At 31.3% G+C, this 18,956-nt stretch carries 6 protein-coding genes; 2 read left to right on the top strand and 4 right to left on the bottom strand.

Annotated elements, in window-relative coordinates; genetic code table 4:
• The coding region (locus R7X45_RS03300) for a hypothetical protein (RefSeq protein ID WP_318055892.1) at window positions 1-9,017 on the top strand (9,017 nt) is incomplete at its 5' end.
• 666 nt (window positions 9,018-9,683) lie between these two features.
• On the opposite strand, the gene dcm (R7X45_RS03295) is transcribed toward R7X45_RS03300, so the two are convergent.
• The 4 genes from dcm (R7X45_RS03295) to dcm (R7X45_RS03280) form a co-directional block, all read right to left on the bottom strand.
• Complete coding sequence (gene dcm, locus R7X45_RS03295) at window positions 9,684-11,804, bottom strand: DNA cytosine methyltransferase (protein ID WP_318055891.1); 2,121 nt, start codon at window positions 11,802-11,804, stop codon at window positions 9,684-9,686.
• 1 nt (window position 11,805) lies between these two features.
• The gene (locus R7X45_RS03290) at window positions 11,806-12,018 is read right to left on the bottom strand and encodes a helix-turn-helix domain-containing protein (protein ID WP_044283882.1); all 213 of its coding nucleotides are present in this window, start codon (window positions 12,016-12,018) and stop codon (window positions 11,806-11,808) included.
• 534 nt (window positions 12,019-12,552) lie between these two features.
• Complete coding sequence (locus R7X45_RS03285) at window positions 12,553-13,308, bottom strand: hypothetical protein (protein WP_318055890.1); 756 nt, start codon at window positions 13,306-13,308, stop codon at window positions 12,553-12,555.
• A gap of 9 nt (window positions 13,309-13,317) precedes the next feature.
• Window positions 13,318-14,577, bottom strand: coding sequence for a DNA (cytosine-5-)-methyltransferase (dcm, locus tag R7X45_RS03280; RefSeq protein ID WP_318055889.1), 1,260 nt, complete (start codon window positions 14,575-14,577; stop codon window positions 13,318-13,320).
• A 969-nt stretch (window positions 14,578-15,546) separates the two neighbouring features.
• Between dcm (R7X45_RS03280) and R7X45_RS03275 the strand changes: the two genes are divergently transcribed.
• Window positions 15,547-18,956, top strand: a 3,410-nt coding sequence (locus R7X45_RS03275) for a DUF1410 domain-containing protein (RefSeq protein ID WP_318055888.1), incomplete at its 3' end; no start/stop codon positions are given.

Genomic DNA, 18,956 nt, shown 5'->3' with positions numbered 1-18,956 from the left:
TATTTGATATTACCGACCTATACAAACAAGGTCTTTATGAAATAGACAAAAACTCACTCGAACTTGAAGGTACAACAAATTCTCAGGCTGCTCCTGTCCAAGCCAATGCCCGTGTTCGCCGTTCCCTTGCTCAATTTGCCGACACTAATACTAGCTCAACTCTAATTCCTTTTAAAGATAAGTTACTTGAGTCAGCAGAAAAAAGTCAATTTCAAACTATTCCAAAAACTGCTAATGTTACAAAAATTCAGCTAACAAATCGAACTAAAAACACAGCTACATTTGAAATTGAATTTGGAAAAGATTTTGTACCAAATCACCAAAATGCTCAGGCAAATGCTCAGGCCGGAAGTACCACCGAAAAGCTTGATGATTTTCTTAACAAAAACAAACTCAAAGTTCGCTTTAAAAAATACGGTGGCGAGCAGCAAGAACAAATTGTTGAAGCAACAACTAATGTTGTCAGCCAAAAAACAACTTTTGAACTTAAAAATCTTGAAAACGGACAGCAATATGTAATTCTTGGCTTTGAACAAGTCCAAGACGGTGCTACTCAACCAAATACTCCAAAAGTTGATATTTATTTAGATGATCTTGATTTTTATAAAGACCAAATAATAGCTACTGCAGCGGTAATTAAAAAAATTGAATTTGATACTGAAGTTGAAACCCAAGCTCGTCTCAGACTTGAGCTCAAAGATGATGGAAGATATACTGCCGGTAAAAAATTAATTGTTGAGCTAGAAAAAATTGATACAGCTGGTGGGGTTCAAGCTCAAGGTCAAGCTCCAACCCAAAATTTAACCTTAAGTGCAACAAGTCTTAATGGAATTTATGATTTTACCTTTTTAAATTTAGAAAAGGCAACAAAATATAAAATTAAATCAGTTAAATTTGAAAAAGAAGCTGCTCCTGCTGCCAGTCCTGGTACTCAGACTTTTAGCTCAAGACGTTCTAAGCGTAGTTTAGATCCAGTTTTAGTTAATGTTGACTCCCAAAGCGGAGTTCAAGAAGAAGAAATTGAACTACTTGAAACTGAACCAACTCTCGAGGCCAAAAAATCATTTGTTACAACAGCAAAAACTGCAAAAATTGTCAAAATTGAAACTGAGTCAATCCAGACAACCTCACTAAATGTTAAACTTACTCTTGATAATGTTGATGACTATTTAGGTCAACAAAAACTTCAATTAACTTACAGAAATTTATCTAAAAACACAAGCACTTCTCAAGACGTCGAAGCAACTGTTGATATAACAGCCAAAACAATTACTTTCCAATTAAGCAATTTATCTCCTGGAGATAAATACGAAATTGAAAATATTAAGCTAAAAGAAGACTCAACTCAAGTACGAAATGAACTTGATCTGAAAAAACAAGAATTTAAATTTGAATTTGATAACTCACCAAATACTCAGGCTGGTTTTGAAAAACAATTTTTCTCACCAAGACCAAGTTTAGCACAAATTAAGCCAATTTCAACTTCTGAGACTTCTGTTCAAATTAATGTTAAATTAAATGACAATGGTGCTAATTGAAATAATAAATTTTTACAAATTAAAATTAAATCAAAAACTGCCCAACCAGTTCAGCCTCAAATTCCAACTGTTTATAGTGCTGAAATAATTAACGGAAATGCTGTTTTTGACATTAGCGGTCTAGAAAAAGCTGGCCAATATGAAATTGAAGAGCTAAAAGTTCTTGATAGTCTGCCGACTCAAGTTCAACCTGACCAAATTCAAGGCGGAGAAAAAGTTGATGGCTTTGACGGTGCTGCTGCTACCCAACCAGCCCAACCAACCCAACAAGTAACTAAAGAATTTGTACTTGATGCTGAATCAGCAACAATTACTGATATTAGCTATAAATCTGATAATACAAGTGCTAATATTAGAGTTAGCTTTGCCCAAAATGAGCAATTTTTATACCAAAGTAGTGCTAATACAAAAAGAAAACTTCAATTTACTTTCCAAGATGCCCAAAGCGGTCAACAAGTAACTACCCAAAAAGAATTTGAAAGCAATAATCAAGGCACAAAGCCAACAATTGATCTTAGTCTTGATTCAGTTAGTCCTGGAAATTTATATGTTCTTACAAAAGTAGAAGATATTACTCCTGAAGTTGAAGGTGGACCAAAAAGGCTAAAAACTTTCAAATTTAGCGATCCTCAGCAAGCCCAAGGAGCCCAACAAACTACAACTCCCGAAGTTTTATCCAAACTTTATTTTGCAACTAAACCAGAAGTAATTGCTTATTCAATTGATAAAATTTCTGAAACAAAATATCTTGCTAGTTTTACAATTAAAGACCCACTTGCCGGAAGAGCAATCACAAATGGTGGATTTGAAGGTCGTGATGTTGAAATAACACTACAAAAAATGGTTCAACCAGATGGTACAGACCTTCAAGATCAAACAGTTTATAATGTTACACAAAAAGCAAAAATTAAAAATTCTAAATTTAGTTTTGAACTTGACAATCTAGAAAAAAATGCTATTTATAAGGTCTTAAGTCTAACTTGAGCTGATAAAAAACAAACAACTTCTGCCACAGTTCCTACCGCAACTCTGTTCGAAGCTGACCCAACTACAAAAACTACTCCAAGCACAAAACAGCAGTTTTCAGATTTTGCAATTAAAGTTAGTGATCCAGGGACAAAAACACAAATAGAAGGAAGTGTTGCTGGAAATGGGTCAGTTCAATTTGGTCAAAACTTTATTATCAAGCCTGAATCAGCTAAAATAAGTCAAATTCAAATTGATGACAAAAAAGTTGATAGTGCAACAATTACCCTAACTTTTGATAAAACTGATGAGTATTTAAAACACGTTGACTATAAAGATAAGTTAGAGTTAGTTTATTACCAAACTGGTTCAACTGTTGAAAAAACTGCCCAATTGAGTCTTGATACTGCAACTACAAACGAAGTCAAATTTAAAGCTGAACTAATAGGCCTTGAAAAAGGTACCGGATTTCGTGTTTTAGGGATTAAACAAGCAGGGGGAACTCAGCCTTCAAGACGTCGTCGTAGCACATCTTCAGCCAAAGCCTTAAATTTTGTTTTTGATACAAAAGTAACCGAGGAAACCAAAAAATTTGCTACCTTACCAATTGTTAATTCAATTTTACAGTTCCGTAATGATACAAACCCTGAAAATTATGATTTTATTTTAAATCTTAAAGATACAGGAGATGTATTTAAACACATTCAAGCTGGCCAAAAATCAATAAAAGCAAAAATTCAGTTTAAAAAAGTTGTTGATGGTAATGAGGCAAAAGACACAATGCAGGAAGTATTAGCAACACTACAAAGTACTTCTGCAACAAGTGGTCAAAATAAAAACTCAAAAGATGAGTCAATTCAAGACAGTACAACATTCAAATTTACTCTTAGTGGCCTTGATCCATTTGCTCAATATTACATAACAAAAATTGCTTATGATACAAAAGGCAATACTGATAATGTTTTAAACACAAAAAATCAAAATGATGGTGATCAAAATTCAGGACTCTTTAATTTCTCGCCTCAAGCTGAAGAAAAACGAGCATTTTTAACTTATCCAGCCAAAGTTGATGTAAAGGCAATCGAAATTAAGCCTGATTTTAGTCAAAATAATGCAAAACTAACAATTAAATTTGATCCAAAATACAAAGCATTTCTTGAAACACACCAAAAAATCAAAGTCAACTATACAAGTCCAAAAGGTTTAGGGCAAAGTGTTGAAATTAACAAAGACGATTTTAATTCAACTGTAAATACAAGCGGTCAAGAGCCAACTGTTGAAGTAACAATTAATAATATTAATGAACCAGGAAAATACGTTGTTGAATCACTTGATTTTCTTGATGAACAACTAAAATCTTCTCCTTTGTTATCAAATTTAGAAGTTCCACCAATTGCAATTAAAGAATCAGTTACTATTGCAAAACGTAGTTTTTATACAAATACAAAAGTAATTGCAATCCGTAAAAAAGCAATTTCAGAAACAAGTGCAACAATTGAACTAGTAATTGAAGATCCAAATGGTTCATTTATTGGTAAAGCTGTAAAAGGAACTTTTACATATGGTGCGAACCAAACAATGGAAGTAGCAGGCACAATTATTGCTGATGAAATTGAAAAAACTTCAAAAGTTGTCTTCCAATTAAAAAATCTTGATAAAAATACTGACTATAGTATTACTTCATTAGTTTTTGATCAAGCCCAAAATCAAGACCCAGCGACCCTTGGTGGTGCTCAGACTCAATTTCAAAATCAGCAAAATATTGAATTTGACGACCAAAAAATCCAGGAAAATGCTCAGCAAGGTTCAGGTCAGTCAGCAACCGCCGGGCAAGAAAAACAATTTAAAACAACCTTTGAATCAGCTACTGCCTTAGGAATTACTTATCAATTAGATAGGGGGCGAAACAGTAAGCCTTGGCAAAAAGCAAAAGTTAGAGTATTTTTTGCAAGTCAAGACAAACCACTTGAAGAAAAATCAACAAGACTAAAATTAGTTTATAAATCTTCAAAACAAGGAATTTCTAATACAACAACAACTTCTGTTCAGGCTAAGTTAGTACCAACTCAAGGCAATACTAATCAAGGTTGGCTAAACAACCAACCAGCCCAGGCTCATTATTATTATGAATTTGATCTTGATAATTTAGATGCAGGAGCACAATATACAATAATTGGTCTTGAAGATGAAGCCCAAAAAATTAAAATTATTGTTCCTGATCCTAATGCCCCAGTTGCGGTTAATTTCTCTTCTCAGCCAAGTCTTCAGTCTTCATTTAGTTTTAATACTGCCCCACTAATTACAAAAATGACTTATGTTCCTAGTGAAACAAGTATTAAATTAAATTTAGCTGTTGAAAACTCACAAAAATTAGACTTTAGCAATCATAGAGCTATTATTAAATTCAAGAAACTTAATAGAAAAAACATTGCATACGGTTGGTGAGACCCAACAACGGCTAGTGCTAGATCTACAAACAAAGAACTTGATTCAGTCACAGTTAGAGTGCCTCAAAGACAACCGAGTCCAGCAGTTCAAGCCCAACAAGAAAGTGAAGAAAATTTTGGAATTACCTTTTTAGAATTCGAACTAGGTGGACTTGACAAAGGTTCTTGATACTTAATTGAAGAAATTAGCCTTTCAGCTAGAGGACAAGCCACTACACCATTAAGTCTTTATATTGACAAAGAAAAATTACAACCTGAAGACAAAAAATTAGCAACTTCTGAGTCAGAAAAATGACAAACAATCGTTAATACAACAGTTGAAACAACAGCAATTAGAAGTGTAACAAGCTCAACAACAAGAAATTCAAATATAACTGTTAGCGGACAAAGAAAAAACACTCCGGAACTTACAAGTGGTTACTTCCAAATTGAGCTTGACAGAGGCGATTTAATCTTTTTACAAGATAAATATAATATTCAACTTGAGCTTGAATCAGTTGAAAGAAAAATCTTTTATACTGAATCAAAAGAGATAGAAGCCCCAAGTGGAGGAAGTGCTGGTAGAGCTGGGCAAAATGTACAAGTCGTTCTTGAAGCCAGAGGACTTATTCCAGGAGATAAATATAAGATTAAAAATTATATATTTAATCTAAAAGAAGGAGCTCAAGACAGATTTGGTGTTCGTTTACCACAAAAATTAAAAGTAACTCCGCCTGCAAATAATTCAACTATTGACTTAAAAACTAAAAACGCAATTAAGGCAATTAAATATGAAGCTGTTTCTGAAGGCCAAACTAATGTTGATGTTGAATTCTACAACAACAATGGTGAACTAAATAATCAAAATTTAACACTATCAGCCGAAATTGATCAAGAGTTTGGAAATAAATATATCCCTAGTTCTTGAAGACAAAATGAGAAAACCGTAAGTAGTTCAAAACGACTAACCCCAACAGCCGGGCAAATTACTTCAACATTACAATTTCAAATTAACTCTAACCTTAAAAAAGCAAAACAATATATTATTAAGTCAATTAAAAAAGGTGGAGAAGATATCTCCTTCGACACCCCAATTAGTCAAGAAAGTGCCTTGCAACGTAAGTTTTACTCAATAGCAGAAAAAACTAAATTAATTAATACTACAATTAGTGAAGTTACAACTGATTCGGCAACAATTAAATTAGAATTTGACAAAGATGATGCTTTCTTAAAAGATGATCTTGTTACCTTGTATTTAGAAAAAGGTGATCAGTCTCAATCAATTGGAGCTACAACTACTATTACTAATTCAACTAGTGGAGGCGTGCAAGATAAATTAGAGGCTACTTTTAGATTCTTAAATATTCTTGAACCAGGAAGAAAATACAAAATTAATGCCTTAACATCAAAAACTGTTGATCTTAAAGTTGACGAGGCTTCAAAAGCTCAAAATCCTAATTTAACTCAAGGTTGAAAATTTGTTAATTCTGGTAGTTCAGGTTCTTCTGCAACTTCTTCAAGCTCCTCAAGTTCTTCAAGTGGACAAGGGCAAGGAAATGGTCAAGTTATTCTTGATTTTATTACCCAACCTTTAATAACAAATATTGTTAAAACACAAATTAATGATAATGATGCTACAATCGAACTTGAAGGTTGAACTAAAGATCTCCAAGATGCTGACTTTAGCCCTAAATTCACTGTTACTGAGAAAAATCCTACAACTCAACCTCAGCAGCAACCGCCTCAACAACCTTCCGGATCTGGAACTAACAACAGTACCAAAGACGGACAACTACAAAGTTCTACCCCTCCTGTTGACAACAATAATAAAATTACCTTTAAAGTTTCTAATTTAGAACAATTTACCGAGTATAATAATATAACTTTAACATTAAAAGGAAAAGGTTCTGGAGGTTCTGGAGCCGCTGGAACTACCTCAACCCAAAACCCCCTCAGTCAAGACTTAACTGTTGCATTTGCTCCCGAAATTGCCTCAGGGGCAAAAAAAGATTTACGTGAGTTTCGAACAACAGCTAAAATATTAAATTTAGCTAACAGTGATGCAGTAAGTCTAAAGCCAATTTCAACCACAACTGTAAATCTTAGTGTTAAACTAAAAAATCAAAAACAAGCTGATTCAATTGCTGATGTTCCTTTTTCGGTATTATACAAAAAAGTCTTTCCTATATATCAAGGTGAAAATATTGGTATAGATGAAATAAGTTCAAATCCGGTTTTAATTAATCCCGATACTCAAACTCTAACTTTTAATATTTCAAATCTTGAACCAGGAGCAATTTATGAAGTAACCCAAATTGCTCCTACTGATTATGTAAGTAAAAAAGATGATCATAAAATTGAAAGTCTTAATTATAATGGTGATCAACTATTGCAATACCTTAAAACAGTTCAAGGCCTGCCAGTTAAGCAGCATTCTAGAAGCGGAAGTAATCAAGACAAAATTTATTTTGCCCCACTTAATGTGCCAGTTAGTCTTGAGTCAGCTTGATCTCACCCGCTAAGATATGACTATTATGAAGGTGAGCAAATCTATGTTAGATTTAACAAAGAAGCTGGAACTGCAATAAATATAGATTGGCTAAAACAAAATCTTAAACTCAGATTAATACCTAACACTACGCACAGCGGTCGACAAACAGCCGCTCAACAACCGGTCGAAAAAGAGTTAACTAATACAGGAAGTTATTCTCAAAAGAATAGAGGTCAATTTAATGGTGATGTTGTCTTATCCGACCTACAGTGAGACCCCCTAAAGACAACGGCAACATTTAAGTTGCAGCCAAAGTCTTTAAAATCAATTGTTGGCGCCCAAATTCAAATCACAATTAAGGATATAAATAAATATCATCTTGATCCTAGCAAGGATGGCAATGGTGCTCAAAGCACTCAGCCTGGTGTTGCTACCCCCCCTATCTCTCCCCAACCCCAATCCATAACATTTAGACTTCAATCTAGTGCGGCGATTGTAACTCCAACTAATGTTGACTATATGAATCCAGGGCTAATTGGATTTAGTTATGCAATTTATGATCCACTTGATTTAATTCAAAAAACTGGAAAAGATTATAATCCTTTTGGGGAATTCCCGCATTTGACACCTTATGATGAACAGGATTGGTTGAAAGTTGTTATTAATAAAAGACCTAATAATTTGAATTTTAGTCGCACTCTTAGTGTGCCTAACAGACAAATTTTTGACCAAAGAAATTGAGGTAATACTAAATTAAAAGAACTCGATGTTCCAGAACCTCCTGTTGCAATTAGGACAAAAACTGATGTTGATCTTGGAATAAAATATTTAACACTTTATTGAAGAGTTCAAACTAATTTAGGAACTTTCCAGCTCCCTGAAAAGTTCAGAAATGCTAAACCACTTTGATATCCAGCCGGGGAAGTTGTTCATTTGCCGATATCACTACAATTCAAAACGGACAGTATAACTAGTTTGTCATCAACTTATTCATTTGTTTTAAATTCACCTTATGGACTCACAGGCCACGTGATGCCATATACAACTACCGCTACGCCTCATGATGCTAAATCAATAGTAAATCAAGGTCGAAATTATTGGGAAAGATGAAACCAAAGATGAGGCCAACAGTTTGATAGTGATAATTTAATTCCTCGAATTAACAAATTTCCAAAAAATATTTCAAAAGTGTTCTGATCTGCGCCCTCATTTGAATGGACAACAAACGATAGCGTTCTTAATGATGTCTTCTTTTTAAATAGAGCACTTCCTAGATCGCAAAATAATAACTACAACTTTTGAATACAAACAGGAATAGGCGGTCATGGTGGTACTCCTTATACTAGTGACGATTGAGATATCTTATATATAAAAAATAAGGAAGGATCGAATAATTTTCCAGAATTATCTAGAGCCACTCTTCATTGAAATTGGTGGGAACAAAGATGAGAATCCCAAGGTTTTGAAAATCAACAACACAAATCTTCTTGAATAATCTCCATTACCCACAAGGTTACTGGTCATCCACTATTATACGACCCAATTAATTACTATGCAATGTTAGGTCCATTCAGACCGCCTGAACTACCTGAATAATTTTAATAATATAAACACAAAGAAAAAAGAACAGCAGACATGCTGTTCTTTTAGTAATTTTAAAAATTATTTTCGTTTTTATAAACTTCTAATAATACTTTTCAATAGATTATCCCAAGTTTCCCAGTTTGATAAGGTAATTTTAAAAAAGTATCCGGTTTTAGGGACTTTTTTAAGTTTTTTGGTAAAAGTTAGTTACAATTTTATTAGTGATTTATTAAGATATCAAAGTAAAAATCATATCTATTTCAAATATTCGGGTCACTAGGAACACCACTTCGATTTTTGAATGTTATTTGCTGATCTAAATTGTTAAATTCAACCCTTTGTCTTAATTTTTACAACATCGTTACTAAACCAACTTAGTTAATTTTTATTTTTTCATAATTTATAATTATACCATAAAATTACTTAAAATGATAGTAAATGCTAGTAATAAAAATTAAGGTTTTACATTCAAAAAGCACCGATTTAGGGGTATTTTTTCATATTTGCATTCACTAAAAACTGAATTTTTACCTTAAAACTGGGAAACTCGGGATACTTTTCAATAGATTATCTTATCAAACCGGGAAACTCGGGAGTTTTAGTTTTCACAATTTTTCTCCTTTTGAATTTTAAGCATAGAAAAAGCGACTAAGATTTTTTTCTTAATCGCCTTTAGTATTATATTTTTTCTTTTGTTAATAAATCATTCCAAGCTATTTTGTGTTCTGCATTTATTTCTGGATGAGTTTGTATGTTATGAATATACCTTTCCATAAATAAATCTGTATTATCTAACAATCTTAAATAATATTTTAAGGTCGGAAATACACCATTTATAATTACTTGACACCCATGTTCCGTTTTGATTTTTTCAACTAAATCATGAATTATTTCTAATTCATCATCTTTAGGAGCCAATGTAGTTAATATATAATACCTTTGTATTGTTGTATTAGAAAACTTTTTATAGGCATCATCTACCATTATGTAGTTTGGTGCTATATCAAACTTTACTTCTACAACTTCATATAAACTTCCATCGTTGTTTATAACTACAATATCGCCAGCATTTCCACTACTTCTATCAGAACTATAATGAGATGATATTTGCTGTAAAAATTTATCGTCAAATCTTTTTAACTCTTTAGTTATACATTCATACACACTGTATAGTGCAACTACTGGCAATATGGAAGCTCCTCTACTTTTATAACTATAATAAAAATGTTTTTCTAACAAATCTATTATCTCATTTATACTCAAAGTCGATTCTCTTTTTACCGGGTTTATCACTCTAACAGATTTAAGTTCCCTTGCTTTTATGCTTAAATGGAAGATTCCCATTAAATAATTTTGTGGTTTAGCTCCATTCTCTTCTATATCATTTAAAATCTTTAAGAAAGCGTCTTTAACCACTTTATTATTTATCTTACCTGGAAAGTCTAAGTTGTATGGTACATTCTGTTCAAGACTTCTTGTGAACCATCCTGAGTCTTTCATTGCTCCTAAGAACTGCTTCTGTTTCAGAAATGGAGTAATGTATTTAGTATCAAAACTTCTTCCACTATAACCATTCTCCATATTTGCCTGATGTAATCTAATATCTTGTTCTTTATGCAAACATTTATATACTAAACTTGTAATTAAGACAGTATATACACCTTTTAAGGTTTCCTCTTTTTCAACAATTGACTTAATATAATTTTTCTGAGTATTTGTTAAATCAATTTCATCTAAGGACTTAATTGACAAACTGTCATTATATGTTTTTTCTAAAAACTCACTCACATTCACTTCATTGTCCTTGCTTTCATTCCAAAATTGATTTATTACTTCTTTAGCAACATTTCTTATCATTGGTACACAAACGCTATTCCCTATTCTTTCATACAATTTCGCTTTTGTCCCGACCTTTATAAAGTCATTTGGAAATCCCATAAACTTATAACATTCATTAAGTGTCAGTTTTCTAACTTTACCATCAACATAAATAAAATATCTTCCGCTTTGCTCTTGAGAAGTAATTGTTGGATGTATTCCTTCGGCAGAATAAATTCTGTTTGGTTGTTTATGAACTCTTGATAAATATTCTGTTCCTTTTCTTACTCCAATTGTGCGAATTTTTTTATTTCGATACCCACAAAAAATAAGCCCTGATTTTTGCATTTTAATTTTTTCTGTTTCTATTAAAGTGTAGTCTGTTTCATCTAAGTATTCAAAGTCACCCTGTTTATCAAGAAATTCATACATTGAACTTACTTTATGTTTCTGTATATCGCTAAAATCAAATACCTTACCCTCTTTATTTCCAATTATTATTATTCTTTCTCTATTTTGAGGTACACCAAAATCTTTAGCATTCAAAACTTTATATGAAACAGAATATCCTAATTCATTCAAAGTTTTTATCATTATAAATAGAGTATTTCCTTTATCGTGTTTTTCTAAATTTTGAACATTTTCTAAAATAAATGCTTTAGGTTCTTTTTCCTTTAATACTCTGCAAATATCGAAAAACAAAGTTCCTCTTGCACTGTCCTCAAAACCTTTTTGCTTTCCACTAATTGAAAAAGCTTGACAAGGAAATCCTGCACAAAGAATATCAAAATTAGGTAATGTATCTGGATTTAATTGTGTAATATCACATTTAGAATTATCGCCAAAATTAGCTTTGTACATTTCTATTGCGTGTTCGTCTACTTCACTACTAAATACACATTCTAATCCCAACTCTTCAAGCGCTAACCTAAATCCGCCTATTCCTGAAAATAAATCTATAAATTTAAGATTCTTACTCATTTTAAATCTTCGTATCCCTTATTATTTCAACCACTTCTTCAATTTTACAATCTAGTGCGGTACATATTTTTACTATCGTTTCTAAACTTACACTTTCATCTTTTCCCATTCTAGCTACAATATTGCTACTAATACCAGAAGCTTTTTTCAAATCTTCTTTATTCATTTTTCGTTCAACTAACATATGCCATAATGGTTTATAGGAAATTTTCATCTTCTCTCTCCAAATTACTATATTTTGTATATTATATCACATTATTGTAAGTTTTTCACTCTTTATCGGTATTTATGCAAATAAAAAAATCCGTTAAATTTACTTTAACGGATATATTTATATTTATATTTATAATAATAATTATATTTATAATTATATTTACTCTAACATTTCAGTCAACATATGTTTCGAAAGACTACAATACCTATTTAAGTATAAGTTATATATTTCATCTAATACTTTTTTCAGGATCTATTCCCTTTTCTATATTGATTATCCTCTATATATATTTTTCATAATCTTCTTTTTCTAGTTCTTGTAATTTTTCTTATACTCTTACCATTTCATTTTCTTTTTCTTTATTTCTTTTAGTTCTGATAGTTTAATTTCACTTTACTTTAGTGTTTTATTTTTTTCCTGTTTTAGCTGTTCTTCTATATTTAATTTTATTTTTTTCTTGTTTTCTATTTGCATATTTTGTTCTTTCTTGTATTAAAAAAGACGACTAGATTTTTATCTAATCGTCTTGACAATTTATATATCAAAAAGTTCTGTCGGATCTATCTTGAATTGTAACATATTTGCAGTCGGTCTTCCATTGTCCCCGCCTTTTCTTTGAAGCATAACTTTACCAAGTTTTATCGACCCTCCAAGACTTACTTCAACTTTACCATCTGCAAAATAATGATTTATTACTTCATTTATATTTTTCAAAACCCATCTAGCATCTTCTTGTAATTTTTGTGCAACTAAAACCCATTCTGCTGAAAATTCTCCTCGTCCCTTTAATATATCAGATATTATTAACAACTTATTGTTATTTAACCAATCTAAAACTAAGTTTCTTTCTTCATCAGTTAATTCGTCCATAAACATTCTTCTATTATTTCTAACATTATCTTTATAAGGTTTTAATTCTCCAGTAAAATATCGCAAGATTTTATATACATTCAATGGAATATTCCATAATTCGTTATAACTTTTTAACCATCTTTTATCTATTTGATTAAACCCTTTCTTATTGTTTACAAGTTTTACTTGTATATTTTCAATATCAAGTGCATCCTTTAATTTAACTTGTACTTTTACATTCAAATCAGCTTTATATCCTCTAATAACAATTGCTCTTACATATTCAATTTTTTCTAAAGTATAGCCCATAATTGTCAACCATTCTTTAGCTTCATCATCATTTTGCCAATCATTAAATTTATCTGCTATATGTTGTTCATTTCTAAATCCGTCTTTTGCAGTTTTCGACCCTAGTTTTACTTTATCAATTTCACCCATATTCTTAACCTAACCTCTAATATTTTTAATCATTGCTTTAGCAATAGCATCTATAACATTTACCGTCATTGCATTTCCTGCTTGAGATAATACTTTATTATTATTTAATCCATTTTGTTTTACTTTTTCTGCAATATCTTTTGGAAAACCTTGTAATAACAATGCTTCATATCCACTAAGTTTTTTTATTTTCCCATTTCTTATATAAAGTAATCCGTGTCTTCCAGCTCTTAATGTTGGAAAGATTTTATCATATTTGCGCAAGTCAGATTGTCGTCAATCAATGACATAATTTTCTAGACTTAACACTTGTTCATTAACAATCTTGTTTTGATTATATTTATTTGATAAATACTTTTGAAATGTTTTATCTAAAATATCTAACTCCAAGTTATTATCTTCGTCGATAAACCAAGAAAAATCTTTATTTGATAAATTGTTGATAGGAAATTCAAACATACCATTATCATATCCTTTTTTAAAACCAACAATATATATTCTCTCTCTAATTTGAGGAACGCCAAAATCTAGACTATTTAAGACTTTATAGTAGATATTATACCCTATGTTTTCAAGTGCTTCCTTGATTGTTTTAAAAGTATTTCCTTTATCATGATTTATCAATCCTTTAACATTCTCTAAAATAAAATACTTTACTTTTTTTTGTTTCATAATTTCAATTAAGGAGTATATTATCTGTCCTCTTTCATCTTCAAACCCTGCCCTTTTACCTACAATTGAAAATGTTTGGCACGGAAATCCTGCAATCATAAAATCAAAATTAGGTAATTTGTCTATATCAACTTTGGTTAAATCTCCAAAATTTCTACCATCATCAAAAAATAATTTATAAGTTTCTGCAGTTTTTTCATCTATCTCACAATGACCAACACACTCTAGTCCATTGTTTTCTAATCCAATTCTTCCTCCACCAATTCCTGAACAAAAATCAAAAAATTTTAACATATCATTACCCTCATATTTTTTAAAACTAATAACTTGTTCTACATTACATTGAAGTGCTTCGCATATCTTTTCAATATTTCTAAGTGATATATACTCATTCTTTCCCATATTAGCTATGCAATTTGTTGTTAAATTTGCTTTTTCTAATAAATCTTTTTTGTTCATATTTCTTGATTTCAAAAGATTCCATAATGGCTCATATGATATGTTCACACAATCCCCTCTTGCCTTTTTATCCTGTTTAATTATAGCAAAAAACTTGAGTTTCCTCAAGTTCCTAAATTGTAAGTTCAAGCGCAACATATACATTTAACTTACAATTTAGGTCAAAATGCCTTGATACTAAACCAGGACAAAAAATTAACACTAAGGTTGGTTTTTTTGGTTTATTTTGGGGATTTTTTAACTTTTTTGGCAAAGTCAAAAAAAATAACTATCAAAGCAAAAACACTGAATTTTAAATCTAACACTCACGAACAAAAATCTGCTTATTAATCAAATAAAACAAACTAAAAAAGCTAAAATTTTAACTTAAGAAGCAAAATTATTGAATTTTTAAACTGCTTTTTTAGTTCAAAACACTAACAAAAATCATCAAAAAATAGAACTACTATTTAAACTCAATGTAAATAGAAAACTCGTTTTTACTTACATTGAGCCTAAAAAACATATGAAGTTTTGAAAGAACAATAATTAAAACCCCTAAATTTGTAGATTTCTAAACGCTCAAATTTATGGCATTCCATTATATTTAAAAAACATAATGGAAAATTCGCAATATCTGATTTTCTTAGCCAAAAAACATAACTAATTCCCCTTAATTCAACATCAAAATTTATTAATTATTCTTAGTGAGTGTAATTATAACTTATTTTTATTTTTGACCAAGCATTTTTTTTTAAAAATTTTTTTGCTGATTAATTTTTGCCTAAAATCTTTGATTACTAAAAATACTTTTTTATTTACTTTTTTTACTTTTTTCTTTTGATCTTAAAGTATTTTGGTATAATAAGGTCATACTTATCGAGATATTATACTAAAATGTTTAATTACTAAAAATATTTTTTTATTTTCTTTGGATCTTAAAGTATTTTGGTATAATTAAGACATACTATTGAAATATCTAGTAAAGTCTAAAATTTATTTTACCTATCTATTTTTTATTTATAGAAACAAAGTTGAAATAATTTCAAGCTTTGTTTTTTGTCATTAATAGACAAAAAACAGGTAAAATTAAAACAAAATCTGTATTATATAAAAAGAGGAGTAATTATGGCTGAAAATCTAACAAAAAAAGAGAAAAAATTAATGAAAGCAACTAAAAAACGTGCAATCATACTTTCACTACTTGCCTTTGGTGGTCTTAGTATTGGTTCACTCAGTTTTCTTCCTTTCCTTTTAAAGTCTTGAAATACACTTCAATATAATATTGTTGATTTTAAACATATTAATCGTGATAATATTGGTTATGAACTTGAATTTGCCCTAAGTGATTTAGATTCATACAAACTAAATTATCAAGATTTAAATGTTGACTTTACAGCTGATGAGCAAGGAAAAGACGTAATTGCTTCACACAAAGCTAGTTATGATGAATTTAGTCGAACTTGGAGGCTATCTTCAAATTATAACGGTCTTAGTTTTGGAAAAAGATACTATCTAAAAGTTTATCTTGATGATAAAAAGCAAAAAAGATTTTCCGCCAAAAAAGTAATTGCCTTTGGTCAAAATGTCACCAATTTTGTCGATACTCCGCCTGCAGTTTCAACAATTAACTTTCAAACCAAAACTCCTTCTAGTGCCTCAGTTTCACTAAAATTTGCCGACGAGGCTGCTAATCTTGAGGGTAAAAAAGTTGCCCTAGAGTATTATTATGTCCTAAAAAATCAATCAGCACCCACTGATGTGCTCAGTAATTCCCAGGAAATTCACACTTCTTATGTTGACTCAGCAACCGTTAAAAACGGAGTGGCTGAGTTTAGCCTCGAAAATCTTCACCCGGGAATGGATTATAAAATTAGTGCAATTCGTTATGTTGACAGTTCTGCCCCAGCTAGCGATATTCCACTTGTGCCAATGCAAAAAATTGCCCTAGCTCCAGAGATTAACTACGAACAAGATGCCCAAAAAGAAAAACTTTTTGAGGCAACAACCGGCAAATATAATTATCGTGCTGAGTCTTTGATTGACCAAAACTTAAGTTTTGACTCAAAAAGACTTACAGTTAATTTTTCAACTCTGGATTCAAGCCCTAATTTGGAAAACAAGCCAATCAAACTAAACTATACAAATATTTTAACAGGCCAAAAATTCAGTGTCAGTTCATTTTTTGCCGCTAATTTGGCAAGTTTTGATCTAAACAATTTAGCTCCAGGGTCATCTTACCAAATCGAGAGTTTTGAGCTCGAGTCTTCAAAAGTTGAATTTGGCCAAACTTTCATTAAAAACTTTCATACACCAGCGGCAATTGTTGAGTCCAAAATTGCAACCGGAGCGACTTTTTCCAAAGTTGACTTATCTGTTGTCTCAGTTGATAATTTAGAAGGAACTCGCGGGCATTTATATTTAGATGACAGTTCAATTCTTCCAGTTAGTGGTGTTTTTAGAAGAACAGATCAGACAAATTCTTACCAAATTAGCTTTGAGCCAAAAGGTCTAACCAACAAAACAAAATACGGTCTTAGCAAGGTTGTCTTTGATGGCATAAGTCCAAATTCTGTTTTTGCCAAAAACAGAGATGGGTATGACTATTTAAATTTAGCTTGAGACAACAGCCTCGAGACTGGCTCACCAAGTCGTAATTTTATTACTTCAATTTCGGATCTTAAGACTTTTATTAAATTAGAACCAAAAATTCTTGCCTCAAAAGTTGAATACACTTTTGGCTTTGGGCTTGATTCATCTTTTTTGAATGACAAAGAACTTTATTTATACTATCACAAAAAAGACGAACCCCAAAAAGTTTATAAATCAAAAGCAAGCATCCCTCAGGGTTCAGAAATTAAATTCGAACTTGAAAACTTTGAGAGCTCAACAACTTATAAGCTTGAAAAAATCGTCATTGCTGACTATCCAGAGGTTGCTGTTGCAATCAATTTTGATCCTAACAAAAAAACACAGCAAAACTTACCTTTTGACGAGTTTTTTGTCAAATATTATGTTTCAGACATTAGCTTTGAAAGTGTTGACCAGACAAGTGCAGTTGCTAAGGTAACAATTGCTGGAGACTTTAAAAATATCCAAGAGGCAAATCTAGACTTAAATGCCAAAATAGTCTTTGGTCAGCCCGGCTTTACTAACTTAACAGAAACAATTAATTTAAATCTTGCAGATTTAGCAAGGCAAGTTCCTGTTAGCCAAGCAGGGTCTGCTCTTGTTAGTCCAACTCGGCACGAGTTACAAGATGACAAGCTTGTTATGTATTTTGATCTTAAAAATCTTGATCCTAAGACTCAATACCAAGTTGCTGATGTTGAAATACTCGGAAAAACTGATTTTTTCAGCTCAGAAGGAATTCTTGACTTAAATGCAAGATTTACAACTACCTTCCAAAAAGTTAAAATAATCGGTGCTAACTTTGAGTCAATTAGTCTAACAGATGCTAAGGCTTCAATTTATATTGATCCAAATTTTAACCGTTATTTAAATGGTAAACAATTTAATGCAATTTTTAAATCTGAAGACGGCCAAGAAGTTAAGTCTAAACCTTTAGATTCAAGTGCAACTCCTAATTACTCAGTTCTTACAAACAATATCCTTTCAGTAAAATTAGAAGGCCTTAGTGCTGGGAAAAAATATACTTTTTTCAAATTAGATCCAGCCCCAGGCCAAGATGAGGCTTTTAATAATTTAGAGTATAAATTTATTGACCTAAACCAACAAGAAACTGAAAACTTACCTTATTTTTATACTCTTAGTGATATAGCTTCAATTTCAGCTGAGCCTACTCAAGACAGTGCAAAATTGACAGTTAGCTTTACCACAAAAGATCCAGACTATAATAAAAGAGCAAATTCTTCACTAAAAAAAGCTACTATTTTCCTTAAAAATAACGCAACTGGAACAGTTGCCTCAGCTCAGGCTGAAGAAATTAAATATGAAGCCGGACTAAACAAAGTTGAATTTGATGTTAAAAATCTTGACAAATTAAGCCACTATACAGTTAGTGAGATTTTGCTTGACGGTCAAAAAATTGAATTTAGTGAGCAATTAAAAGAAGAATCTGTTCAGCAGCGTAATTTTGCTACCGTGGCAAGTACGGCAAAAATTATCAAAGTAGTCCAAACTGCCCAGTCTCATAATAAAATTGCAGCTGAGCTATCATTTGACCCAGTTAGCGATACTTTTTTGGCTGGCGACAGTATCAAAGTTGTTCTTCAAAACTCAAAAGACAATAAAACTATTGAGGCAAGCGGAACTGTTGATTCAAATTTAGTATTAAAATTAGATTTTGACAAAGAAGTTGAGGCTGGTTCAGAGTATTCAATTTTAAGTATTACTAACGAGACAAAAAATAAAGATATTCAAACTTCTGTTGGCTTTTTACTCCAAAAAAGCGTTGATAATTACAGCCCAGATCTTGAAAAATCAAGTATCCAGTCTGAAAAATTCTACTCATCTCCTGAGTTAAAGACTTTCTCAGTCACCTCAAACCAAAATGAGACTGTTAAAGTAAAGCTAAC

The organism is Mesomycoplasma ovipneumoniae, from assembly GCF_033343935.1.
In the GTDB taxonomy this organism is placed as follows: Bacteria; Bacillota_I; Bacilli_A; order Mycoplasmatales; family Metamycoplasmataceae; genus Mesomycoplasma; species Mesomycoplasma ovipneumoniae_G.
The sequence above is the reverse complement of the archived record's forward strand: the minus strand, read 5'-3'. Positions and strand labels throughout refer to the sequence as shown.